This window comes from Xanthomonas sp. PPL134, from assembly GCF_040595915.1.
Classification (GTDB): domain Bacteria; phylum Pseudomonadota; class Gammaproteobacteria; order Xanthomonadales; family Xanthomonadaceae; genus Xanthomonas_A; species Xanthomonas_A indica.
The window spans coordinates 171409-194886 of the sequence record NZ_JAMDLL010000008.1 but is presented as its reverse complement, the minus strand read 5'-3'; the positions used below and the strand labels follow the sequence as shown (position 1 = coordinate 194886).

The window sequence follows — 23478 nt, the reverse complement described above, 5'->3', positions numbered from 1 at the left end:
CCGGTCAGTGACCGACCGGCTGGCCGCGCTGGCCGAGCCGCGCCAGCTGCTCGACGCCGACCTGGATCGCCGCGGCCAGCGCCACGTACAGGCTGGCGCTGCCCAGGTACGGCAGCAGCCAGTCGCTGTAGTTCTGCCACCAGCCGGCCAGGGTCGGGTTCGGCACGCTGCGGCTGACCCAGTAGAAGCTGCCCTGCGCCAGCAGGTGGCACAGCGCCACCGACACCAGCAGGCTGGCGGCGGCCAGGCCCAGGGCGCGCCAGTCGGCGCCGCGGTAGCGCCGCGCCAGCCAGGCGCCGCCGGCCCACAGCACGAAGTAGGCCGGGATCAGGCACCAATAGGCCGGCGACACGCAGTAGTGCTGCCAGAAATCCAAGCCCTGGCCGCGGATGACCAGGTAGTCGACCAGCACCGCCAGCGCCATCAGCAGCGGGAATGCCCAGCGAGTCCAACTGCGCAGGTAGAAGCCGCCGACGAAGAACACCGCCCACGACGCGTCCGGGATCGCCCCGAAGTGGTTGATGCGGGTCGCGGCCAGCAGCGCGGCCAACAGCAGCAGGGCGGGGAGACGGTGGGCGGAAGGCGTCATGGCGGCGGGCACCGGTGCACGTAAGACCCCGGATTCTACTGGAAGCGCGGCGCGCGCGAGTGCAGCGCGCCGGGGCCGGGTGGGGGCGCACGCTGGGCGGCGCGCTCACCGGGCAGACGGGTGCGGGTCGTATCATGGCCGGATGAGCAAACGACATGACGTAGTGATCGTCGGCGGCGGCCTGGTGGGCGCCAGCCTGGCCATCGCCCTGGACCGGCTGGGGATCGACGTGGGCCTGGTCGAGGCCGCGCCGCCGGGCGCGTTGCCGCCGGTGTTCGACCAGCGCAACCTCAGCTTCGCCGCCGCCACGGTCAACGCGCTGGGCGCGCTCGGGGTGATGCAGCGGCTGCGCGCGCCGACCGGGCCGATCCGCCGTATTCATGTCAGCCGCGCGGGGGATTTCGGTCGGGTCCGGCTGGAGGCCGCCGACTACGGGCGCGAGGCCTTCGGCCAGGTGGTGGTCGCGCGCGACTTCGGCGAGGCGCTGGAGGCCAGTCTGGCCGCGACCACGCGGCTCACCCGCTATCGCCCGGCGCAGTTCGTGGCGCTGGAGGCCGACCCCGAGGAGGGCGTACGCCGCCTGCGCATCGTGCGCGACGGCAGCGAGCAGGTCCTGCACACGCGCCTGCTGGTCGGTGCGGACGGCAGTGCCAGCGCGGTGCGCGAGGCCCTGGGCATCGCCGCAACACGGCACGATTTCCAGCAGACCCTGTTCGTAGCGCGGGTGCGCGGCAGCCGCCAGCCCGACGGCACCGCCTACGAGCGCTTCCGCGACGACGGCCCGACCGCACTGCTGCCGCGTGGCGACCGCCATTACGGCGCGATCCATGCCGTCGCCGCCGAGGACGCGGACGCGGTGGCCGCGCTGGACGAAGGCGCCTGGCTGCAGCGGCTGCAGGACGCGCTGGGCTGGCGCGTCGGCCGCCTGCTCGGCAGCGGCGAGCGCAGCGCCTACCCGATCGTGCAGGTGCTGGCCGAGCGGCTGACCGACGCGCGCGCGGTGCTGCTGGGCAATGCCGCGCAGACCTTGCACCCGCTGGGCGCGCAGGGCTTCAACTTGGGCCTGCGCGATGCGCTGACGCTAGCCGAACTGATCGAACACGACGGCACCGACCCGGGCGCGCCGGCGCTGCTGCAGCAGTACGCGCAGCGCCGCGAGCAGGATCGCCAGCGCACGGTGGCGTTCTCCGGCGGACTGGCGCGGCTGACCGCCAATCCGACCCCGCTGCTGCGCCCGCTGCGCAGCCTGGGCCTGCTGGCGGCGGCGCAGGCCGCGCCGCTGCAGTCGTTCCTGGTCGGCGGCGCGATGGGGTTCCGCGGCGACGTGCCGCAGCTGTGCCGGGAGGCGCGCGCATGAGCCGGCGTGGCGTGCTGGACGTGGTGGTGGTCGGCGGCGGCGTGGTCGGCGCGGCCTGTGCGCTGGCCCTGGCCGGCGAAGGCCTGGCCGTGGCGCTGGTCGAGGGCCGCGAGCCGCCGCGCTGGTCGGCCGACACGCCGGACCTGCGCGTGTACGCCTTCGCCCCGGACAACGCGGCCCTGCTGCAGGGCCTCGGCGTCTGGCCGCAGGTGCTGGCGCAGCGCGCCAGCGCCTACCGGCGCATGCGCGTGTGGGATGCCGGTGGCGGTGGCGAACTGGCGTTCGACGCCGACGCCCTGGGCCGCGACCAGCTCGGCTGGATCGTCGAGCACACTCTATTGGTCGAACAGCTGTGGGCGGCGCTGCCGGCTGCCGGCGTGCAGGTGCATTGCCCGGCGCGGGTGGACGCGCTGGAGCCTTCGGCCGAGCGCGCGCGCCTGCGCCTGGACGACGGCAGCCGCCTGGACGCGCGCCTGGCGATCGCTGCCGACGGCGCCGATTCCACGTTGCGCGGGCTGGCCGGACTGGACGCGCCGGCGCACGACTATGGCCAGCGCGGCGTGGTCGCCTTCGTGCAGACCGAACACCCGCACCAGGACACCGCCTGGCAGCGCTTCCTGCCGGGCGGGCCGCTGGCGTTCCTGCCGTTCGCCGATGGCCGCAGCTCGATTGTGTGGACCCTGCCCGAGGCCGAGGCGGCGCGGGTGCTGGCGCTGGACGACGCGGCGTTCGGCGCCGAACTGACCCAGGCCTTCGGCGCGCGCCTGGGCGCGGTGCGTGCGCTGTCGCCGCGGCTGGGCTTCCCGCTGCGCCGGCAACTGGTGGAGGCCTACCAGCGCGGCCGCCTGCTGGTGCTGGGCGATGCCGCGCACGTGGTGCATCCGCTGGCCGGGCAGGGCGTCAATCTCGGCTTGCGCGACGTCGCCGCGCTGGCGGGGTTGGTGCGGCAGGCGCAGGCGCAGCGCGTGGACTGGGCGGCGCCGCAGCGGCTGGCGCGCTGGGCGCGCGGCCGCCGCAGCGACAACACCGTGGCGGCCTATGGCTTCGATGCGATCAACCGCCTGTTCTCCAATGACGAACTGCACCTGACCCTGCTGCGCGGCCCGCTGTTGGGCCTGGCCGGCAAGCTGCCGCTGCTGATGCACGGTTTCTGGAAGCGCGCTTCCGGCGTGTAGGCGCACGTTCCGGCCGGACGCGGCGGCCGCAGGATTCGACCACACGCCGAGCGGCGCCCGTCCCCTCACCGCCCCTTCGGTGCACCTTCTCCCGGAGGGAGAAGGAAGCGCCAGCTTCGGCTGGTTTGCTTGAGCCCCTCTCCCCTCGGGAGAGGGGTTGGGCTGAGGGTAGGGCGCGAAGCGCAGCACGCAGGCCGCGTCCCTGCCATGGAGGATGACGATGCAAGACGCGACACAGACCGTGGATCTGTTGATTTCCCACAGCCAGCTGCAATTGCGCGCCCGCGCCTTCGACGAAGCCGCCTGCCGCTGGGGGCCGCGCAACCTGGAGCAGGGGGCGATCCTGCACCGCGACTACGTGGTGTTCGATCCGCTGCCCGAGGACGCGTTCGGCGCGCAGGTGCACGTGGTGCTGGCCACGATGTTCGCGCCCGACCCGCGCGCGCAGCGGCGCATGCAGATGCCATTCCGGGTGAATCCAAACGCGCGGGTGCAGGTGGCGTCTGCCGCCGAGGCCTTCGATGTGACCTTGCCGCTGCAGCCCGGCGACTACGCGCTGTATTACGAGGTCTGCGAAGGCGACGAGGTGTATTACCGGCTCACCCTGGTGCCGGCGGCGCAGCCGGTGGCGGCGCGCTATCTGCTGGACGATCCCTGGGGCGGAACGCAGGATGCGCCGCTGCAGGACGGGACGCTGTAGCGCGCGTCAGTGCGGAAGGCGAGGCAGGGCGGCGGGGAGCGTTTCGCGCGTGCGGCGCGGTGATCGGTGTAGCGGCGATGGCGCTGAAGCAGTCGGCAGTCGCGCTGATGGCGTCTGCGGCGTTGGCCGCTTCAGAAAACAATCGCGCCGCAGGCGGCGGGAAGGCCGCAGGCGGCGCGTGTGGTGGGAAGGACGCGGATCGGTCGACGCGTGGGTCGCGTCACGTCGACATCCAGCCTTCCAGGTCGGCCTTGCTCAGGCGGCCGTGGTGATGCACGTCGACGGCATCGAACTCGGCATACAGCGTGGGATCGGCCTTGGCCTCGGCGCGGCTGATGTAGCCGTCATGGTTGCGGTCGAGCTTGGCGAAATTGATGTGGTAGTCGCCAACGATCGAGTTCGGTTCGACCGAGGTGACATTGATGATCTGGCCGTTCTGGTGCAGGGTCACTTCGTCCGGCGCCGACTGCGCCATGGCCAGCGCCGGCGCGGCAAGCAGCGCGAACGCGAACGGGACGAGACGAGGAACGATGCGGTTCATGGCACGACTCCTGTTGCTGGGAAGGAGTCAAGAACATAGGCCTGGCCGAATTAATCGATGCTAAAAAATGCGGGCGTTCGCATCCGGGCGCCGGCGCTGTTTAGCAAGCGTTTCCAATGCGCTCCGGGACGCGGCCGATCGCGTCCCGGCGCCCGTTACGGTGATGTCGGACACATGTCGTTACGGTGACAGCCAGCCGGCCAGTTGCGCGCGGCTGAGGCGGCCGCTGTGGGCGGTGTCCAAGGCATCGAACTCGTCGGCCAGCGACGGGTTGGCCTGCGCTTCGCTGCGGCTGATGTAGCCGTCGTGGTCGGTGTCCAGCGCCTCGAAGTCGATGCGGTAGCTGCCGGCGACGCGGTCCGGCTGGATGCTGCGCACAGTCACCTGGGCTTCGCCGGGCGTCGCCGGCAGCTGCACCTGGTGGGTGACCACGCCGTTGCTGAGCGGCTGCGCGCGCACGTTGACCGGCGCATCGCGCAGCGGCTCGGTGGTGGCGCTGGAGGTGGCGGTGAGGTTCTGCGCCGCGACCGGTGCGGCGCAGGCGCACAGGCAGCAGAGCAGGACGAGGGAACGGCAGGGCATGGACACGACGCAACTCCGGTACGGCGATGGATGGCGGCCCCGGCTCAGCCGGGGATGAACGGAAACGCGAGCTTCAACAGGCCCTTCAGCCCGCCCTCGGCGGTGCTGGCGACGGCCTTGGCGCCGAGGCTGTTGAGGGCGCGGCGCACGTCCTCCCAGCGTAGCTTGCTCACGTCCTTCTTCAACAGGTCGGCCACCTCTTCGGCGGTGGGCGCCAGTTTCTGCAGTTCCTGCGTCACCTTCTCCGGCTCCGGCTGCAGGTAGCCCCAGCGCTCGGCGATCTTCAGCAGCGTGTCGAAGCGCACCGCCATCACGTCGCGATTGCGCTCGTACACGGGCATGGCGCCGACGTCGACGATGGCCTGTTCGAAGCGCTGCTGGTCGTCGGGGTGCTCGATGCGGATCGCCAGAAAGCCGTCCTTCTTGCTGCGCTCGCTGACGTGCTTGGCCCCGGCGCGCAGGTTGTCCTCGGTGAGCACGCTGGCGACGATGCGCTGCAGCGCCGCCTCGTTGTCCTCCGGCACCAGCGCACGCCAGCGCGCATAGCCGTCGCGGCGCAGGCCCTTGACCTTGGCCGGGGTCACCCGCAGGCGCATCGCCACCGCGTTGTTGGAATCGCTGCGCGAGATCGCGCCGTCGCGTTCCAGCAACACGAAGATCAGCAGCTCCAGGTCGCGCTTGGTCAGCGACTGGAAGCCCTGCAACAGGGTCAGGCGCAGGAATTCGTCGGCAAAGCCGGCCGGGTTGTTCAGTTCGATCGGCTGCATGTGCGCGGCCCTCCAGTCAGTGCAGCCAGCATGCCAGGCGGCCATTGCGCGGGCTGAGACGCCGCTGCGATACGCATCCCATCAGCGTCCGTACTCGCGTCCGGGGCGGTCGCTGCGGAAGGTTTCGATCGCGCCGCGGTCCTGCAGGGTCACGTCGACATCGCGTCCGTCGGCGCCGCCGAAGGCCAGGTTGGTGGGCTTGCGGCCCTTGGTCGCGACCTCGTGCAGCAGCGTGCCGTCGGGGGCCAGCACGATCACCTTTCCGGCGTCGTAGCGGGCCACGTACAGGTTGCCGTCGACGTCGCAGCGCATGCCGTCCAGGCCGGCATCGGCGAAGCTGGCGAACAGCCGCTTGTTCGACACGCTGCCGTCGGCGGCGCGGTCGTAGACCCAGATCCGCCGCTGCACGCTCTCGTTGACGTACAGGCGCTTGCCGTCGGGGCTGACCTCGATGCCGTTGGTGGTGCCCATGCCGGTCTCGATCAGGTGCGCGCTGCGGTCGCGGTCAATGCGCCACAGCTGGCCGCCGTCGTGCTTCCAGTCCGGGTCGCTGGCGTACAGGGTGCCGTCCGGCGCCATCGCGATGTCGTTGGGCTGGAAGGCGCCCGGCAGTGTGGCGTAGACCTCGATGCGCTTGCTGCGCAGGGCGATGCGCAGGATGCGGTGCTGGCCGTAGTCGGCCACGTACATGCGCCCGCGGCGGTCGAAGCGGATGCCGTTGCCGATGCTGCCCTCAGGAAGATCGACGAACAGAGTGGCCTGCCCGCGGCCGTCGGCATCGCGCTGGACTCGGCCGATGCTGCCGTCGTGGGCGAAGTTGACCACGTACAGCGCACCATCGGGACCCCTCGCAGGGCCTTCGATCTTGTCGGTGAAGACGCCATCGCCGACCAGGTCGCGGGCATGGAACAGAGGCTCCTGCGCGCCGGCGGAGGCAGCCAGCAGCAGGGCGAGGGCGGCGAGCAAGGGGCGGCAGCGCATCGGATATCCGGACGGCGGGGGAGGCGGCAGTGTGCCAGAGGCCCCGGCGCATCGCGCGATGGCGCTCACAGTGCCGATGCCGCACGAGCGGTTAGGGTGAGGGATCTTTCCGGTCGGAGTTGCGCATGCTGCCGTTCTCGCCGAATCGCCGCCGCCTGCTGCTGGCCGGCCTGTCCGCCGGTGCCGCCGGCCTGTTGGGATCGCCCGCCTGGGCCGCCGCGCCGGCACGTCGCCGCAAGCCGTTGGGCGTGGCCCTGGTCGGACTGGGCGATTACGCCAGCAACCGCCTGGCCCCGGGGCTCGCGCTGACCAGGCACTGTCGCCTGGCCGGCATCGTCACCGGCTCGCCGCAGAAGATCCCGCAATGGCAGGCGCGCTACCGCATCCCGGATCGCAACGTCTACAGCTACGACGACCTGGAGCGCATCGCCGACAATCCGGACATCGACGTGGTCTACGTGGTCACGCCGCCGCACCTGCACGCACCGCTGAGCATCCGCGCCGCGGCCGCCGGCAAGCACGTGTGGTGCGAGAAGCCGATGGCGATGCACGCCGAACAGGCGCAGGCGATGATCGAGGCCTGCGCGCGCAACAAGGTGCGGTTGAGCATCGGCTACCGCATGCAGCACGAGCCCAACACCCGGCGCATCATCGCCCTGGCCGGCGAGCGCCCGTTCGGGGCGATGCGCAGCGTGCGCGCGGAGGCGGGCTATGCCGGCTATGGCGACACCGACCCCGCGCAGCGGCCATGGCGGCTGCGCGCGCAGTACGGCGGCGGCGCGATGTACGACATGGGCGTGTATCCGCTCAACGCGGCGCGCTACACGATCGGCGCCGAGCCGCTGGCGGTCAGCGCACGGCGTTCCACGGAGCGGCCGGCGCTGTTCGACGAAGTCGACGAGCACACGCACTTCACCCTGGAGTTCCAGCACGAGGTGACCGCCACCTGCGCGGCCAGCTTCGGCCGCACCATGAACCTGCTGCGTGCCGAGTGCGCGAACGGCTGGTACGAACTGGCGCCGTTCCAGGCCTACGACGGCGTGCGCGGCCGGGCCAGCGATGGCCGCCTGTTCGACGCGCGGGTGCGCCACCAGCAGGCGCTGCAGATGGACGAGGACGCGCTGGCGATCCTGCAGGGCACGCCGCTGCGGGTGCCCGGCGAGGAAGGCCTGCGCGACATCCGCATCGTCGAGGCGATCCAGCGCTCGGCGCGCGCGGACGGGGCGCGGATCGTGCTGTAGCGGTGGACGGCGGCAATGTGCTCTCCGTAGGAGCGGCTGCAGCCGCGACAGGCGTTCCCGGGACAGCCTGTCGCGGCTGAAGCCGCTCCTGCGAAAAAACGGGATGGAGGCTCGCGGCCGCTCAGCGCGGCATCGCCAGCACCGTGATCTCTTCGCGGTCGTGGTAGAGCTGCTTGGCGCGCAGCTGCAGCGGGCGTTCGGCGCGCTCGGCGAACAGTTCCAGGCATAGCCGGGTCTCGTCCCAGCGCTTCTTCATCGGCAGCTTCAGGTTGAAGATCGCGTGCCGGCACCAGCCTTCGCGGAACCAGGTGGCCATGCGCTCGGCGACGCGGCGCGGCTGCTCGACCATGTCGCAGACCATCCAGTCCAGCGGCTGCGGCGGTTTCCAGTGGAAGCCGTCGGCGCGCAGGTGGTCGACCAGGCCGCTGTCGAGCACGTGCTGGCGTAGCGGGCCGTTGTCCACGCTGGTCACGTGCAGGTGCTGGCGGGTCAGCACCCAGGTCCAGCCGCCGGGAGCGGCGCCGAGGTCGGCGGCGCGCATGCCCGGGCGCAGCAGCGTCTCGCGCTCGTGCGGGGTCAGCAGCGCCAGCAGCGCTTCCTCCAGCTTCAGCGCCGAACGAGAGGGCGCTTCCGGCAGCAGCTTCAGGCGCGGGATGCCCAGCGGCCACGGCGCGCTGTCCTCGCTGTCGGCCACCGCCAGCAAGGCATGGGTGCCGGTCACGAAGCACACGTGCAGGCGCGGCAGCCGCGCCTGCGGCTTGTCGCTGAGCAGGCCGGCCTTGCGCAACGCCGGGCGCAGCGCGTTGCCGAAGCTGCGTGCCAGGCCCGACAGCGGCTTGCCGGCGTCCGAGTCCGGATGTTCGACCCACAGGTCGCCGAAGCGCGGCTGGCCGGCCAGCGCCTGCAGGATCGGCGCGATGCGGTCGCTGGCCGGCAGTTCGCGCAGTTCGGCCAGCAGGTGCAGCTTTTGCCGGGCGAAGATCAGCCCGCGCCAGGGCAGCGTCTGCGCCGGCACCGCGGTGTCGCTCAGCAGCAATGCATAGCCGCTGTTGCGCTCGGTGCGGGCATAGGCAGCCAGCCCGGCCTCGCCGGCGCGGGCGTTGAGTTCGGCCGCCAGCTCGGGTTCGAAGCCGGGCCGGCAGTAGCACAGCAGGCCATGGACCAGCGCGCCGTTCTCGGAGGACATGGGCAAGCCTTCGCCGGCGGCGTCAGTAGCGGGGGCTGTCGAGTTCGCCGTAGCGGCGCAGCACCGCACAGGCGGCATCGCGGTGCAGGCCGCGTACCACCTCGATGCCGCGGCGCTGCAGTTCGCCCACCCAGTCCGCCGGCAGCGGACCTTCGTCGAACGGGGTCAGCGCCATCACGTCCTCGGCGCTGGCGCCGATCAGCAGGCGGTCGATGCCGGCCCAGATGGTGGCGCCGTAGCACTGGCAGCACGGCTGCGAGGAGGTGGCCAGGGTCACCGGCGACAGCACCGCGTTCAGCCGCGGGGTCTGCAGGCGCTGCTGGGCCAGCATGTAGGCCATGTTCTCGGCATGCGCCAGCGAGGTGGTCTGCGGCACCACGCGGTTCACGCCGACGGCGATGATGCGGTGATCCGGGCCGAACACCGCCGCACCGAACGGACCGCCGCTGCCGGCGTCCACGTTCAGCCGCGACAGTTCCACCGCCAGTGCGACCTTGTCGGCGTCGCTGGCGTAGACGGCCTGCGGATCGACCGCCTCGTGGATCCAGGCGGGCAGGGTGAGGTGGACTTGCGCGTAAAGCATCAGCGGACGGGTTCGGCAGGCTGGGGGGCGCGCAGTGTATCGGCTTGGGCGGGGCGCGCGCTGCATTGCCCGGACACGCACGCGCAGCCGGCGATCGCGCGCGAGCCGCATACGCTCATGCGCCCGCTGGCCTGGCACTGCGCCATCACCCCCTGCGGATCGGTGGGGCTGTCGCGGTTGACGCAGGCCGGCATCGCGCCGCAGCAGTTGCCGACGTTCTTGACCGTGCAGTCGGCATCGGTGCGGCAACTGGTGTCGACCTTGATCGGCAGGCCCGGTGCGGACGCCGTCGGCGCTGGGTTGGGGGCCGGCACCGCAGGCTTGGCGGTTTCGCTGCGTGCGCAGGCGCTGGACAGCAGCATGCCGGCGAGCAGGCACAGGGAACACAGCAACGACGCGAAATGGCGGGGCATGGCGACCTTCCGTGCGGTGGAGTGCGGCCATGGTAGCAATCCGCCGCGCCGCCGCCGGCTCAGCGGCGCACGACCGTCAGCGTGTCCGCGCGCTCCTGGGCGATCCGCAGCGCCGTGCCGTCCAGCGCCTGGTGCAGCGCCTGGCGGATGCTCACCTGCCCCTGCACCGCGTTGACCGGCAGCGACGCGAGGCCGGGATCGCGATACACGACCATGCAGCCGGTGGCGTGGGCCAGTTGCTGCGCGACCTCATCGAAGCGACCGGCCGGCAGGGCGTAGGCGTGGTCGGGGACGGCGTCGCACTTGCCGGTCGCCGCCGCTGCGCTGGCGTTGGCATTGGCGACGGCATTCGGCGCAGCGCCGGCAGGGGGCGTGGAGGCGGCGCAGCCGGCGAGTGCGGTGGCCAGGGCGAAGGCGGTGCAGCAACGGCGCAGAACGATGTGCATGGCGCGATTCCCTCGGGGAGGCTCTGCGCCAGTCTAGGCAGCGCGGCTTAACCGGGCTTGGCTTCGTGCGCTGCAGGGTGCGGCCGCGTGTGCACCAGGGTGCACCACAGCACGCCACCGAGCAGGCAGGCGATCGCCAGCAGTTCCAGCGCGTTCGGCCAGCGCTGTTCCCACAGGAAGCCGTACAGCAGCGCGAAGACGGTTTCGAACACGATCATCTGCCCGACCAGGGTCAGCGGCAGCAGCCGGCTGGCATGGTTCCAGCAGGCATTGCCGATCACCGAGGCGAACAGCGCCAGCACCAGCGCCATGCCCCAGAAGCGCGCCCACGCATCGCCGGCATGCGCCGCGCCGGGCAGGGCGAAGGCCGGCAGCGCCAACACCAGGGCCAGCGCGCCGGTGACCACGCCGGTGAGCAGCGACCAGTCGCGGCCGGACAGGTCCGCGCGCCGCCGCAGCCAGCGTGCGTTCTTGATCGAGTAGGCGGTCCAGCACGCCAGCGCGCCGACCGCGCAGGCCAGTCCCGCCGCACGCAGGCCGAGGCTGGTCGGAATGTGCGGGCGCGCGACGGCCAGGGTCTGCACTGCCACCAGTGCCACGCCGAGCACGCACAGTGCGCAGGGCGCGGCGAGTCGGCGCAAGCGCACCGCGCCGGCCGCGCGCGAGCCGATCACGGTGACCGCCGCCGGCAACAGGCCGATGATCAGCGCGGTGGCGGCGGCGCCGGCCCACTGCACCGCGCTGCCCAGCAGCACGTAGTAGACGATGTTGCCGAGCAGGCTCAGGCGCAGCAGCGCCCACCATTCGGCGGCGCCCAGCGGCGCGGTGGCGGCGCGCCAGCGCGGCAGCAGCACCACGGCGGCGATGGCGCCGTAGGCCAGGTAGCGCGAGACCGCCAGCTGCAGCGGCGAAAATGCGCTCAGCAGTTGTGGCGCCAGGAACACCAGGCCCCACAGCGCGCCCGCGGCCATGCCGCTGCCGACCCCTGCCCATAGACGTTCGCGCATGCGTTTCGGTTCCGTTGCTGCCGTGTCGGCTCAGCATGCCGCCGGCGGCGGGCGCCGGCTTGTCCCAGGCTCCTGTCCTACCGTGGGGCGATGGCGTCGGCGGTAGGCGGCCGGGGTTTGCCCGGTGCTGCGCTTGAGCGCGCGGGTCAGCGCGCTCTGGTCGGCATAGCCGCTGTCCTGGGCCAGCGATGCGATCGGTCGGTCGCCGTGCGCCAGCTGCCGACGCACCCAGTCCAGCCGCCGTGCCGCCACCCAGTCCTGCGGCGTGCGCCCCAGCGCGGCGCGGAACAGCGCGTGCAGGCGGCTCGGGCTCAGGTGCGCCAGCTGCGCCATGCGCCGCACCGGCCAGTCCTGGCCGGGCGCGGCCTCGATGCGCCGGCACAGCGCCTGCAGCCGCTGCCAGCCGCGCGGCGCGGTGTCCGCCTGCAGCCAGGCCAGCACGGCGGCGCCGGCCCGGGCATGGGCAAGGTGAAGGTCGGGATGCGGTGCCTGCGCGGCGAGCAGATCCTGCAAGGACGGGGGCAGGTCGAGGAAGGGCTGCCGTTGCAGGCGCTGCAGCGCGTCGTCGCCGAAGGCATCGGCGGCGCAATCGACGATCAGGAAGCGGTTGGGGTCCAGCGCGGACTGCGCATGCCGGGTCTGCGGCGCGACCACGGCCGCGCGGAAACGGTCCAGATAGCCGCCGCGACCGTCCACGTCCAGTTCCAGCGTGCCGTGCAGCGGCAGCACCAGTTGCACATGGCCGTGCTGATGGGCAGCGCCGTCGCGGCCGTAGCTGCGCAGGCTGAAGGACGGGGCGGGGGACATGCCCGTTACGCTAGCGCGCGGGTGGTGGCGGGGGAAGGGCTGGGATTGGGGATTTCGCGACAGCCCGATGGTGCGCTGTCGTCGTAGGAGCGGCTTCAGCCGCGACCCTGGGTTCTGGTAAGGCCCGTCGCGGCTGAAGCCGCTCCTGCGGACGCTTCGAGCGTTTCATCGCGGTGTACCAGCGATGCGGTGCGGAGACCAGGCGCCGAGATCGACCGGCGCTGGCCCGCGGGGCGCTGGTGCATGCGGCCGCAAGGACCGCACGCGCACTGCGTCAGGCGCCGCCCTGGCCGCCGCTCCAGGTGTCGCGCAGGGTCACGCTGCGGTTGAACACCGGTGCGTCGGCGCGGTGGTCGTAGCGGTCGGCGACGAAATAGCCGGTGCGCTCGAACTGGAACGCCTGCTCCGGCACGGCCTGCGCGGCGGCGGGTTCGACGTAGCCGCGCACGCTGCGCTTGGAGGCGGGGTTCAGGTAATCGCGGTAGGTCTTGCCGTCGGACTCGTCGTCGGGCTTCTCCACCGAGAACAGGCGATCGTACAGGCGGATCTCCGCCTCCACCGCGTGCGCGGCGCTGACCCAGTGGATGGTGCCCTTGACCTTGCGGTTGGCGCCTTCCATGCCCGGGCGCGATTCCGGGTCGAGCCAGCCGCGCAGTTCCACGATCTCGCCGGCGTCGTTCTTGATCACCTCGTCGACGCGGGCGATGCCGGCGCCGCGCAGGCGCACTTCGCCGCCCGGCACCAGGCGCTTCCAGCCCTTGGGCGGGACTTCGGCGAAATCCTCGCGCTCGATCCACAGCTCGCGCGAGAACGGCACTTCGCGCGTGCCGAAGCTGTCGTCCTTGGGATGGTTGGAGAAGGTCAACGTCTCGCGGTGGCCGTCCGGCAGGTTGCTCAGCACCAGCTTCAGCGGCTCGATCACCGCCATGCGCCGCGCGGCATGCGCGTCCAGGTCTTCGCGCAGGCAGCCTTCCAGCACCGAGAAGTCGATCACCGAGTTCTGCTTGCTGATGCCGACGCGGTCGACCAGCAGGCGCAGCGCGGCCGGCGTGTAGCCTCGGCGGCGCAGGCCCTGCAGGGTGTACATGCGCGGGTCGTCCCAGCCGTCGACCAGGCCTTCGGCGACGAGCTGGGTCAGCTTGCGCTTGCTCATCACCGTGTAGTTGATGTTGAGCCGCGAGAACTCGATCTGCCGCGGCTTGGCCGCCTCGCGCGGCAGGCCCTTGTCCAGCAGCGGCTGCAGCAGCTCCGGGTGGCCGGCCAGGTCGACCTTGTCCACGCACCAGTCGTACAGCGGGCGGTGGTCCTCGAACTCCAGCGTGCACAGCGAGTGGGTGATGCCTTCCACGGCATCGCCCAGCGAATGCGCGAAGTCGTACATCGGGTAGATCGGCCAGGCGTTGCCGGTGTTCTGGTGCTCGACGTGCTTGATCCGGTACAGCGCCGGGTCGCGCAGGTTGATGTTGCCGCTGCTCATGTCGATCTTGGCGCGCAGGGTGCGCGCGCCGTCCGGGAACTCGCCCGCGCGCATGCGCCGGAACAGGTCCAGGTTCTCCTCGACGCTGCGGGTGCGGTACGGCGAGTCGCGGCCCGGCTCGGTGAGGGTGCCGCGGTACTCGCGCACCTGCTCGGCGGAGAGGTCGCAGACGAAGGCGTGGCCGTCGCGGATCAGCTTTTCGGCGGCCAGGTAGTACACCTCGAAATAGTCCGAGGCGTGGCGCAGCTCGGCCCAGTCGAAGCCCAGCCAGCGCACGTCGTCCTGGATCGCGGCGACGAATTCGGGGTCTTCCTTGGCCGGATTGGTGTCGTCGAAGCGCAGGTTGCAGCGCCCGGCGAACTCGGCGGCGATGCCGAAGTCCAGGCAGATCGCCTTGGCGTGGCCGATGTGCAGATAGCCGTTGGGCTCGGGCGGGAAGCGGGTGCGGATGGCCGTGTGCTTGCCGCTGGCCAAGTCCTCGCGGACGATCTGGCGGATGAAGTCTTTCTTCTCGGCCGGGGCGGAGGCGTCGGTGGCGGGGGTGTCGGACATGCGCGCGTCGGAGAATAAGTAAAGCGCAAGTTTAGCCGAGCTGGCCGGCGGCCGCCCCGGCGCGTAGGCTGCGGCTTGGCTCAGCTGCGAGATCCCGCCATGTCCTTGTCCTGCTTCGTCGTCGGCGATCGGCTCCGGCCCACGCGGCCGCAGCGCGCCTGGCGCGCCCACGCCGCCGCCGTCGGCGTACCCGGCTGAGACGCGACCATGCAGATCGCCTACCGCGCCCAGCACCTGATCGATGCGCACCTGGCCAAGCACGCGCTGGAGGACGCCGGCATCACCGCCTTCGTGTTCGGCGAGGCCCTGCTTGGCGGCGCCGGCGAACTGCCGTTCGGCGTGGTCCAGGTCTGCGTGGCCGACGAACTGCTGGAAAAGGCGCAGGAAGTGCTGATGGCATTGGGCCTGGGCGGGCAGGTGACGCGGGCGATGTAGGTTTGGGGTGGGGATTGGGGCGTCGGGATTGGGGATTCGCAACGGCAGCGCGCCGCTTTTGCCAATCCCCAATCCCTAATCGCCAATCCCTGCCATCAACCACCCAGGCGGCACGGCATCCGCCACGGCCAGGGCGCGCAGTCGCTTGAACAGCACCACGGTCTCGGCCACGTTCCAGACCCGCAGGGCCACCTCGAAGGTGTCCAGCGGCTTGGTCAGGAAATCCTTGGCGCCCAGGCCGAGGGCGCGATGGCGGGCGCTGCGGCTGGGATCGGCGGTGAGCACGATCACCGGCAGGAAGCTGGACGGGCCGGCCAGCCGCGCCAGTTGCTCCAGGATCGCGTAGCCGTCCAGCTCCGGCATCATCAGGTCGAGCAGGATCAGGTCCGGCGCGAATGCGGCGACCAGGCCCAACACCCGCTGCGGGTCGGTGGTCGCCACCACCTGGCGGAAGCCCTCGCGCTGCAGCAGTTCCTCCAGCAGGCGGACGTTGGCCGGTTCGTCGTCGACGATCAGGATGCGCGCGGCGAGGACATCGTTGCGGGTCATGCGAGGTGCCGGTCCAGAATGGAAAAGAAGTCGGCCACGTCCAGCGGCTTGGTCAGATAGGCACGCACGGGGTCGCCCTGCACGCGTGCCAGCGTGGTCGCGGTGGCATCGGCGCTGATCACCACCACCGGGATCGCGGCGGTGTGCGGCTGCGCGCGCAGCGCCTGCAGCAGGTCCTCGCCGTTGCCGTCGCTCAGGTGCAGGTCGAGCAGGATCAGGTCGGGCGTGGCGTGCTGCAGATGCGCGCGCGCCTGCGCCAGGCTGGCGGCCTCGTGCAGGCGCCAGTGCGGGCGGCGCTCGACCAGGGTGCGGATCAGCGCCTGGTTGGACGGGTTGTCCTCCACGCTGAGCAACTGGCGCTGGGCTACGCCCGTCGCCGCCGTCGCCACCGCCGGATCCGGTAACGGCGCCGGCTGCGGCCGGTCCAGCGGCAGCGCGATGGTGAACCGCGATCCGTCCGGGCCGCTGTCCACGGCGATGCGTCCGCCCATCGCCTCGGTCAGGCGCTTGCTCAGCGCCAGGCCCAGGCCGGTGCCCTCGATCGCCGAGCGCTCGGCGCCGAGCCGCTCGAACGGCGTGAACAATCGTTCCACCTGCGCCGGCGTCAGGCCATGGCCCTGGTCGTGCACGGCCAGCGCCAGGGATTGGCCTTCGGGCACGGCACTCACCCACACCGCGCCACCCGGGCGGTTGAACTTGATCGCGTTGGACAACAGGTTGATCAGCACCTGGCGCAGCCGCTGCGGATCGGCGCGCACGGTCCACTCCGGCGGCAGCTGCGGGGGCCGCAGCACGATGCCGCGCGCCTGCGCCTCCGGCGCGACCAGGCCCAGCGCCTCCTCCAGCGCGCTGCGCACCGGCACCGGGCGCGGGCTCAGGTCGAGCTGGTCGGCCTCGATGCGGGCGATGTCCAGCAGTTCGGTGATCAGCCCCAGCAGGTGCCGGCCGGCGCCGAGGATGTGCTGCAGGTGATCGCGCTGCGCCGCGCCCGGCAGGTCCATCTCCAGCACCTGCGCATAGCCGAGGATGGCGTTGAGTGGGGTGCGCAGTTCGTGGCTGCTGCGCGAGAGGAACTCGGTCTTGGCGCGGTTGGCGCTCTCGGCCTCGCGGCGCGCCGACTGCGCCTCCTCGGCGCGCGCGGCAAGCAGGGTGCTGGCCTGCTGCAGGCGTTGCGCGACCTGGCCCAGTTCGTCGCCGGCCGGCGGCTGCGGCGCCAGCGGCCGGCCGTCGCCGAGGCGATCGGCGTTGGCCGAGAGCTGGCGCAGGCGCCGCGACAGCGACGAGGCGAACCAGGCCACCGCGAGCACGGCGCCGAGCCCGCCCAGCATCGCCGCGCACAGGGTGATCAGCAGGTTGCGCTGGCGCAGCGCCTGCGCCTTGGCGGTACGCACCTGCAACTGCGCGGTCTCGTAGTTGCGCAGTTCGCGCAGTTCTGCGCGCAGGATGTCGAGGGTGACCTTGCCCTCGCGCAACTGGCGGATTTCTTCCTCACGGCTCAGGTCCGGCGCCAGCAGCCGTCGCCAGCCCTGCATCTTCTCCTCGAACAGCGGCTGGATGCGGGCGAAGCGCTGTGCCTGGCGCGGGTCGGTGATGCGTTGCGACAGGCGCTGCACCACGGTCTTCAGCCGCGGCTCGGCGTCGCGGTACGGGGTCAGGAAGGCGTCCTGGCGCACCAGCCGGTAGCCGCGCACGCCGGCGGCAGTCTCGGCCAGCAGCGCATGCGCTTCATGCAAGTCGCTGAGCAGCTGCAGGGTGCGGCGCACGTCGTTCTCGGCGGCGATGTTCTGCCGCTCCACGCTGTAGATCGCCACCAGCGCCGCCACCAGCAGCAACAGCGGCAACGCCACCAGCGCCAGGCTCTTGCGGGTCAGCGGCCAGTCGTTCCAGCGCCGCGCCAGCGCCCTCACAGCGCCACCCCCGCCTGCACCGCGACCACTGCGGCCTGGGTGCGGTCGGCCACCTGCAGCTTGTGCAGGATGCGCTCGACGTGGACCTTGGCGGTGCCGGCGCTGATGCCCAGTTCGGCGCCGAGCGCGGCATTGGTGAGGCCGCGCGACAGCAGCGCCAGCACCTGCCGCTCGCGCGCGCTGAGCGCGGCCAGGCGGTCGGCCTGCGCCGGCTTGCGCCGCCGCGGCGCACGCGGCGGTTCGGCCGCCAGCGGCGCCAGCAGCGCGGCGATCGCGGACAGGGCCTGCACGTCTTCCGGCGCCGGCACGGTGCGCGTGTCCCAGCCCAGGCACAGCGTGCCCAGCGGGACGCCCAACGCGGCGATCGGCAGGCACAGTTCGCCGGCCTCGGCGGCGCCCTCGCCGCGCAGGCGCCAGGCGTGGGCCGGCGCCTCGACGGCGACGCTGGCGCCGGGTGGCAGCGCATCGCCCTGGCTGGCCAGCACCAGGCAGCGCGCGCCGCGCAGGGCCAGCACCGCGGCGTGCGGTGCCGCCACCAGGACACTGGCCGGCACGAGTGCGTGCGCGGCGGCCTGCGCGGCGTCGCCGGCCTTGCGCAGTGCCGCCGCGGCGGCGGCCACGGCCTGCCAGCGTGCGGTGTCGGCGGCGTCGCGGCGCAGCGCTTCACGCCACTGGCCTGCATTGGAGGGAGGGTGCACGGGCGCGTCTCCGGTATGCCGAACGGCATATTCGAGGATATGCCGCCCGGCGGATGTTCCGCAAGCCGCGGCTGCCAATACTCGCTTCGCCCCGAGACGGCATCCCCTCAGCACACGGAGACTTCCCATGCGTCGCATCCTGTTCGCCCTGGCACTGGGCCTGACCACCACCTCCACCGCGCTGGCCGCGCCGGCGATGCACTACGACGGCCAGCCGGCGACGCAGGCCAGCAGTGCCGAACGCGAGATCGCCGGCCTGTTCGACCGCTGGAACGCGGCGCTGGCCACCGGCAACCCGCAGCGCGTGGCCGACCTGTACGCCCGCGACGGCGTGCTGCTGCCCACGGTGTCCAACCAGGTCCGCGCCAGCCGCGCCGAGATCGAGGACTACTTCAGCCACTTCCTCGCCGCCAAGCCGCGCGGTGCCATCAACTACCGCCAGGTGCGCCTGCTCGACGACGACAGCGCGGTCGACGCTGGCGTCTACACCTTCACCCTGAACAATCCCGATGGCAGCACCCGCCAAGTGCAGGCGCGCTACACCTTCGTCTACGAAAAGCGCGACGGGCGCTGGCTGATCATCAACCACCACAGCTCGGCGATGCCCGAGCCGGTCGCCGCTGCCACGGCCAGCACCACGACGAAGTGAACGCCGCGCCCCGCGCCGCCGCCGCGGCGGCCGGGCGCACTTGAAAGCGGACGCCGGCAGCGCCATCCACACGACATCGCCGTCGCTGCCAGGAGTCCGTGTCATGTTGGGAATCGGTGCCTTCAAGCAGTGCCTGCCGCGTCCGGGCGAGAGCCTGCCGGGACGCGCGCAGCCGCTGCCGCTGCACAACCGTCACTTCGTCAACGGCCATCCGTTGCGCGACGCCTTCGCCGGCCTGGAGCAGGTGCAATTCGGCCTGGGCTGCTTCTGGGGCGCCGAACGCAAGTTCTGGTCGCTGCCGGGCGTGTTCAGCACCGCGGTCGGCTACGCCGGCGGCGAGACGCCCAATGCCACCTATCGCGAGGTCTGCTCCGGCCAGACCGGCCACACCGAAGCGGTGCTGGTGGCGTTCGACCCGCAGGCCGTGCGCTTCGAGCAGTTGCTGCAGACCTTCTGGGAAAGCCACGATCCGACCCAGGGCATGCGCCAGGGCAACGACACCGGCACCCAGTACCGCTCGGCGATCTACTGCACCACCCAGGCGCAGTACGACGCCGCGCTGGCCAGCCGCGATGCCTACCAGCAGCGGCTGACCGCGGCCGGCTATGGCCCCATCACCACCGAGATCCGCTTCCCGGCGCCGCCGTTCTACTACGCCGAGGACGAGCACCAGCAGTATCTGGCCAAGAACCCGGGCGGCTACTGCGGTCTGGGCGGGACCGGGGTGAGTTGCCCGATCGGGCTGGAGGCCTGAGCCTCGACGCGCAGGCCGCGCCGCGGCCGGCCGGCGCTTGGCTGCGGCGCGCCTGCACGCTTCCTGCGCGCTCCCGTCCGCCCTTTGGGGGGCGGGAGCGGCTGAAGCCTGGGGTATCTGCGATCGAAGTCGCTGGTGAGCCGGTAAGCGGCTTCCGCACACGCAGAGAGCCAGGCCAGGATGGGGGTCGATAGCACCATCGCCAGCGCAATCCCACCGGCACTTTGTTTGGATGGCGCAAAGAGATGGAAGGCGGCCGGCGCGAGCAGCCAAGGCACGAATGCGGCCACGTACAGCGCAATGGCCCCTTTTCGATAGCTCCTGGCCGATCTCCAGATCCCTTTGGGCACGAAGCGCGCCTTGTCGTCCGACAGGCCAATCATGCCTTTGGCCATCTTGCAGTACGCCAGGACCCGCGCTGCATTGCTGCGTTCCAATGCGACTCTGATCTCGTCGGCGTCGAGGTTGCCCCCGATCGCGTTGCCGACCGCGATCTGCAAGGCGGCCGCATCCGCATGTCGCCAGGCGCCGTCAACGGACAGTGCGTACAGGCGTTGCGTACGTTTCACCGAGAGCCCGAGAAAGCCGGTCCTCCACTTGAGGAAGAACATGGGAAGCGCGCCGGCGGCGGCGATGACGCCGGCGATATGGCTGTAGCGACCTGCGAACTCGGCGAGTGACATGCTGCGGCTCCGGACTGGACTCGGACGCATCAAGCCAAAGCAGCCTCTCAAGGAGCGAGACTGCACCTCGATGGGCGCGGCGACAGCGTGCGTCTTGCCGACGCCATCCGCTTACTTGGCGCTACCCGCGCTGCCCTTGCCGGCGGCGGGCCGCAGCCGCGCCGCGTAGCCGGAAAGCTGCAGCGCCTTGCGCGGCGGCAGGTCGGCCGTGAGTCGTGCGATCGCCGCATCGCCGTCGCGGCTGCGGCCGAGCGCATAGTCGGTCCGTGCCAGTTCCAGCGTGGCGCGCTGGCGCACTGTCAGGTTGCCGAACGGGTCGAAGAAGGAGTCCACGCGCGTGCGGTCCTGCACCCCTGTCCAGCCGAACTCCAGCTCGGCCGGCGTCTCTTCGGCGAGCCGTGCGTAGCGCCGCTGCGCCTCGGCCGGTGCGAGCTGGCCGCTCAGCAGCGCCAGGCGGGTCCGCAACAGCGCCGTTTCTGAAGTCGATGCGTCGGCGGCGTACGCATCCAGGACGCGGCGCATCCACGCCCAGTCGACGTTGCCGGTGTCGGCCTGGGTGCCGAGCAGGTTGAAGGCGAGGATCGCCGCGCGCTGCGTCGCGGTGGTGGCGCGCTCGACCGCGTCCGCCGCCGGGCGCCCCAGCGTCGAGGGCTTGACCAACGCGATCGCCGGATCGTGCGCGAGGATCGCTTCCAGGTCCGGCTTGTGGAAATAGCCGACCACGACCAGCACGGTCTTGCCCGGGTGCGCCAGCGCCGCGGCGCGGATGCGTTGGGCCTGCAGGAAGGTGCGGTACAGGTACAGCCGCCGCGGCAGGTCCTGGTCGGCACGGGGCGCCGGCGTCTGCGCCCACTTCTGCACCGCGGCCACGTTCTCGGCCGCATCCGCGGCAAAGACGTCGCGCTGCAGGGCGGCCTTGTCGGGGAACGACAGGAAGCCCTGGAAACCCCGTTCGCGGCGCAGTTCCAGCGGGGTGTCCAGGTCCACGCCGAAGCCGAGCTTGGCGTCCTCCACCGGCGGCATCCAGTCGATCGGACAGAGGGCGACGGGATGCGCGGCGGCGTACGGCAGGATCACGCCCTGGACCTCGTAGGTGTACTCGTAATAGTCGCCGCGCGCCGCCTGCTCCGGCGGACGCTCCAGGCAGATCGCGTCCGGCGCGAGGTGCTCCAGGAACGCGGCGAGCACGCCCGGCTGGTCGCGCTCGGAGACCAGTTGCGCGGCGTGCTCCACGCCCAGGATCGCGACCCGGGTCGGTGCCGGCGTGGCGGCCATGCCCGTGGCACTGGCGGCGGCAAACGCCAGCAAAAACAAACAACGCGCCATCCATCCGCGCATGCACTCTCTCCTGTCGAAGCCGTGGAAGCACCCTGCCGGCGCGCGGGTGTGCGCGACCGCTGTTACGTCACGCCCGCCACGGATCGACCGCGGCGCCGCGCTCAGCCGCCGATGGCGGACTGCAGGGTGTGGCGACAAGTGTAGTCATGCTGCGCCACCGCCGTCTGCATGACAGGTGGCACTGGTCGCGCTAGACGAACTCGGCCGCGAACATCTGCCGCATCTGCGCGATCTGCTCCTCGCGTTCGGGATGCAGCAGGCGCAGGCATGCCTCGGCGAAGCTGACCGGGCTGGTGCCGGGGGCGGTGATCAGGCCGTCGGCGCTGACCACGCGGCGTTCCTGGTAGTGCGCGCTGCCGGCATAGACAGTGGCGTGCTCGCGCAGGAAGGCTTCGGAGTTGCTGGTGTGCGGGCGGGTATCGAGCAGGCCGGCGTAGGCCAGCGCCAGGGTCGCGCCGCAGATCGCCGCCACGCCACGGCCGGCCTCCAGGCGCTGCTGCAGCAACGCGCTCAGGCCCGGAATCTCGCCGGCCTGCCAGCGGTCGCTGCCGGGCAGCAGCCACAGGTCGGCGTCCAACGGCGCCAGGTCGGACAGCGCATAGGTGGGGTGCAGGTCCAGTCCGCCGATCGAGGTGATGGGCTTGCCGTCGATGCTGGCGATCTGCAGCGTGTCGCCGAACCAGGCCCGCGCCGCCGGCAGGATGGTGCCGATCTCCCAGTCCGCCACGCCGTCCACCATCACCACTGCGATCGTTGCCATTGCCTTGCCTCTGCACTCGGGCGCGCAGCATAGCCCGGGAAAAGTTGCGGCCGCGCCAACGCGATGTCGAAAGCGCCGTGGGTGATACGTGCTGCGCTTGCGCCTGTTTGCCGTATTCCGCGTCGTTGCCGATGCGGCGTCGCGCCGCGCAGCGGCCTGCACCGACGGCAGCGGATCGAACGACGAACAGGCCGCGCGGCGGGCACCCGGCTCGCCCATCCTCCATTCCCCATTCCCGGTTTCCCGCACAAACAAAGAGCGGCGTCGCCGCCGCTCTTCGGGTGCCGCAAGGCGAGCGCCGCTCAGCCGATCAGCTTGTGCCGGATCGTGTCGCGCAGGCTCTGCAGGTCCTTGGCGAAAGTGTCGATGCCGCCGGCCAGCTTCTCGGTGGCCATCGGGTCGGCGGCCAGGTCGGCGGCGAAGCGCTTGGCGTCGATCGGTTCCACCTTGGCGCCATCGGCCTGGCCGGGCGAGAGCTTGCGCGGCAGCGGGCCGTGGTCGGCGTCGAGCTTCTCCAGCAGGTCCGGCGAGATGGTCAGGCGGTCGCAGCCGGCCAGCGCCTCGATCTGCGCGGTGGAGCGGAACGAGGCGCCCATCACCACGGTCGCCGAACCGCGGCGCTTGAACTCGTCGTACACGCCGCGCACGAACTGCACGCCCGGGTCTTCGTCGATGGTCGCCGGGGTCTGGCCCTTGGCCACGTACCAGTCGAGGATGCGGCCAACGAACGGCGAGATCAGGAAGACCCCGGCCTCGGCGCAGGCCAGGGCCTGGGTGCGGTTGAAGATCAGGGTCAGGTTGCAGTCGATGCCGTCCTTCTGCAGCTGCCGCGCCGCCTCGATGCCTTCCCAGGTCGCGGCGACCTTGATCAGGATGCGGTCCTTGGGAATGCCGCGTTCGGCGTACATGGCGATGAACTTGTGCGCCTTGGCGATGGTGGCGGCGGTGTCGTGGGCCAGGTCGGCGTCCACTTCGGTGGACACGCGGCCGGGTACCAGCGCGCTGAGCTTGGCGCCGACGCCGATGGTCAGGCGGTCGGCGATCTCGTCGACCAGGGCGGCGTGGTCGCCGTCCTGGCCGCGCGCCCAGGCCAGCGCCTCGTCGATCAGGTCGGCATAGACCGGCAGGTCCAGCGCCTTCTTCACCAGGGTCGGGTTGGTGGTGCAGTCCACCGGCTTGAGCCGCTTGATCGCGTCGTAGTCGCCGGTATCGGCCACGACCACGGACAACTCGCGCAACTGGGCGAGCTTGGAGGGGGCGGAAGAGGTCATCGGTATCTCTCGGGAACGAGTGGGAACAAG

At 71.5% G+C, this 23478-nt stretch carries 26 protein-coding genes; 7 read left to right on the top strand and 19 right to left on the bottom strand.

Annotated features, from left to right (window positions below; translation table 11 throughout):
• Positions 1–4 precede the first annotated feature (4 nt).
• Entirely contained in the window at positions 5–589 is a 585-nt protein-coding gene (locus tag M3U25_RS15325; protein WP_242160269.1) for a hypothetical protein, read from the bottom strand.
• 142 nt (positions 590–731) lie between these two features.
• Here M3U25_RS15325 and ubiH point away from each other — a divergent pair, with 142 nt between their 5' ends.
• The 3 genes from ubiH to comJ all read left to right on the top strand — a co-directional run bounded on the left by ubiH (position 732) and on the right by comJ (position 3821).
• The gene (gene ubiH, locus M3U25_RS15320; protein WP_355500534.1) at positions 732–1946 is read left to right on the top strand and encodes a 2-octaprenyl-6-methoxyphenyl hydroxylase; all 1215 of its coding nucleotides are present in this window, start codon (positions 732–734) and stop codon (positions 1944–1946) included.
• Positions 1943–3121, top strand: a complete 1179-nt coding sequence (locus M3U25_RS15315) for a UbiH/UbiF family hydroxylase (protein ID WP_355500537.1) — start codon at positions 1943–1945, stop codon at positions 3119–3121. The genes ubiH and M3U25_RS15315 overlap by 4 nt, the downstream gene beginning before the upstream one ends.
• A gap of 220 nt (positions 3122–3341) precedes the next feature.
• Positions 3342–3821 carry a competence protein ComJ gene (gene comJ, locus M3U25_RS15310; protein WP_355500540.1) on the top strand — a complete coding sequence of 160 codons (480 nt, stop codon included), beginning with the start codon at positions 3342–3344 and terminating at the stop codon, positions 3819–3821.
• Between the two features lie 220 nt (positions 3822–4041).
• Here comJ and M3U25_RS15305 read toward each other — a convergent pair whose 3' ends face one another.
• The 4 genes from M3U25_RS15305 to M3U25_RS15290 form a co-directional block, all read right to left on the bottom strand.
• Positions 4042–4362, bottom strand: a complete 321-nt coding sequence (locus tag M3U25_RS15305; protein WP_355500543.1) for an EF-hand domain-containing protein — start codon at positions 4360–4362, stop codon at positions 4042–4044.
• Between the two features lie 180 nt (positions 4363–4542).
• On the bottom strand, positions 4543–4944 hold the full coding sequence (locus tag M3U25_RS15300) for an EF-hand domain-containing protein (RefSeq protein WP_242160274.1): 402 nt from the start codon (positions 4942–4944) through the stop codon (positions 4543–4545).
• A 44-nt stretch (positions 4945–4988) separates the two neighbouring features.
• Positions 4989–5711 (bottom strand): hypothetical protein, encoded by a 723-nt coding sequence (locus tag M3U25_RS15295; RefSeq protein ID WP_242160275.1) that lies wholly within the window; start codon positions 5709–5711, stop codon positions 4989–4991.
• 81 nt (positions 5712–5792) lie between these two features.
• Positions 5793–6692, bottom strand: a complete 900-nt coding sequence (locus tag M3U25_RS15290; RefSeq protein WP_355500548.1) for an SMP-30/gluconolactonase/LRE family protein — start codon at positions 6690–6692, stop codon at positions 5793–5795.
• 125 nt (positions 6693–6817) lie between these two features.
• On the opposite strand from M3U25_RS15290, the gene M3U25_RS15285 reads away from it, so the two are divergent.
• On the top strand, positions 6818–7933 hold the full coding sequence (locus tag M3U25_RS15285) for a Gfo/Idh/MocA family oxidoreductase (protein WP_355500551.1): 1116 nt from the start codon (positions 6818–6820) through the stop codon (positions 7931–7933).
• Between the two features lie 121 nt (positions 7934–8054).
• Here the strand turns inward: M3U25_RS15285 and rlmM are convergent, their stop codons facing one another.
• From rlmM to M3U25_RS15250, 7 genes are all read right to left on the bottom strand, one after another.
• On the bottom strand, positions 8055–9119 hold the full coding sequence (gene rlmM / locus M3U25_RS15280) for a 23S rRNA (cytidine(2498)-2'-O)-methyltransferase RlmM (protein WP_355500553.1): 1065 nt from the start codon (positions 9117–9119) through the stop codon (positions 8055–8057).
• 22 nt (positions 9120–9141) lie between these two features.
• Complete coding sequence (locus tag M3U25_RS15275; protein ID WP_017914178.1) at positions 9142–9702, bottom strand: nucleoside deaminase; 561 nt, start codon at positions 9700–9702, stop codon at positions 9142–9144.
• Positions 9702–10115: a hypothetical protein gene (locus M3U25_RS15270; protein ID WP_355500557.1), complete on the bottom strand. Its 414-nt coding sequence runs from the start codon at positions 10113–10115 to the stop codon at positions 9702–9704. The genes M3U25_RS15275 and M3U25_RS15270 overlap by 1 nt, the downstream gene beginning before the upstream one ends.
• A gap of 59 nt (positions 10116–10174) precedes the next feature.
• A complete protein-coding gene (locus M3U25_RS15265; protein ID WP_355500560.1) occupies positions 10175–10561 on the bottom strand; it encodes an STN domain-containing protein in 387 nt (128 codons plus the stop codon).
• Between the two features lie 47 nt (positions 10562–10608).
• Positions 10609–11568: a DMT family transporter gene (locus M3U25_RS15260; protein WP_355500563.1), complete on the bottom strand. Its 960-nt coding sequence runs from the start codon at positions 11566–11568 to the stop codon at positions 10609–10611.
• 30 nt (positions 11569–11598) lie between these two features.
• On the bottom strand, positions 11599–12375 hold the full coding sequence (locus tag M3U25_RS15255) for an AraC family transcriptional regulator (RefSeq protein WP_355500566.1): 777 nt from the start codon (positions 12373–12375) through the stop codon (positions 11599–11601).
• A gap of 274 nt (positions 12376–12649) precedes the next feature.
• Positions 12650–14404 (bottom strand): glutamine--tRNA ligase/YqeY domain fusion protein, encoded by a 1755-nt coding sequence (locus M3U25_RS15250; RefSeq protein WP_355500569.1) that lies wholly within the window; start codon positions 14402–14404, stop codon positions 12650–12652.
• A gap of 207 nt (positions 14405–14611) precedes the next feature.
• On the opposite strand from M3U25_RS15250, the gene M3U25_RS15245 reads away from it, so the two are divergent.
• Positions 14612–14839 (top strand): DUF2007 domain-containing protein, encoded by a 228-nt coding sequence (locus M3U25_RS15245; RefSeq protein WP_017915895.1) that lies wholly within the window; start codon positions 14612–14614, stop codon positions 14837–14839.
• A gap of 75 nt (positions 14840–14914) precedes the next feature.
• On the opposite strand, the gene M3U25_RS15240 is transcribed toward M3U25_RS15245, so the two are convergent.
• From M3U25_RS15240 to M3U25_RS15230, 3 genes are read right to left on the bottom strand one after another with little or no spacing between them, the layout of a single operon-like run.
• The gene (locus tag M3U25_RS15240) at positions 14915–15388 is read right to left on the bottom strand and encodes a response regulator (RefSeq protein ID WP_355500573.1); all 474 of its coding nucleotides are present in this window, start codon (positions 15386–15388) and stop codon (positions 14915–14917) included.
• A complete protein-coding gene (locus M3U25_RS15235) occupies positions 15385–17295 on the bottom strand; it encodes an ATP-binding protein (RefSeq protein WP_355500576.1) in 1911 nt (636 codons plus the stop codon). Before M3U25_RS15235 ends, M3U25_RS15240 begins: the two co-directional genes overlap by 4 nt.
• Positions 17292–17993: a helix-turn-helix transcriptional regulator gene (locus M3U25_RS15230; protein ID WP_355500579.1), complete on the bottom strand. Its 702-nt coding sequence runs from the start codon at positions 17991–17993 to the stop codon at positions 17292–17294. Before M3U25_RS15230 ends, M3U25_RS15235 begins: the two co-directional genes overlap by 4 nt.
• Positions 17994–18120: 127 nt before the next feature.
• Between M3U25_RS15230 and M3U25_RS15225 the strand changes: the two genes are divergently transcribed.
• Together M3U25_RS15225 and msrA are read left to right on the top strand one after the other, a co-directional pair.
• Positions 18121–18642 carry an SgcJ/EcaC family oxidoreductase gene (locus M3U25_RS15225; protein ID WP_355500582.1) on the top strand — a complete coding sequence of 174 codons (522 nt, stop codon included), beginning with the start codon at positions 18121–18123 and terminating at the stop codon, positions 18640–18642.
• Between the two features lie 103 nt (positions 18643–18745).
• On the top strand, positions 18746–19396 hold the full coding sequence (msrA, locus tag M3U25_RS15220) for a peptide-methionine (S)-S-oxide reductase MsrA (RefSeq protein WP_355500585.1): 651 nt from the start codon (positions 18746–18748) through the stop codon (positions 19394–19396).
• Here the strand turns inward: msrA and M3U25_RS15215 are convergent.
• The 4 genes from M3U25_RS15215 to tal form a co-directional block, all read right to left on the bottom strand.
• On the bottom strand, positions 19342–20079 hold the full coding sequence (locus M3U25_RS15215) for a hypothetical protein (protein WP_355500588.1): 738 nt from the start codon (positions 20077–20079) through the stop codon (positions 19342–19344). The genes msrA and M3U25_RS15215 overlap by 55 nt on opposite strands.
• Positions 20080–20190: 111 nt before the next feature.
• A complete protein-coding gene (locus M3U25_RS15210; protein WP_355500589.1) occupies positions 20191–21417 on the bottom strand; it encodes a hypothetical protein in 1227 nt (408 codons plus the stop codon).
• A 190-nt stretch (positions 21418–21607) separates the two neighbouring features.
• Entirely contained in the window at positions 21608–22177 is a 570-nt protein-coding gene (locus M3U25_RS15205) for a type 1 glutamine amidotransferase family protein (RefSeq protein ID WP_184502372.1), read from the bottom strand.
• A gap of 302 nt (positions 22178–22479) precedes the next feature.
• Positions 22480–23448: a transaldolase gene (tal, locus tag M3U25_RS15200; protein ID WP_242081706.1), complete on the bottom strand. Its 969-nt coding sequence runs from the start codon at positions 23446–23448 to the stop codon at positions 22480–22482.
• Positions 23449–23478: the final 30 nt, after the last annotated feature.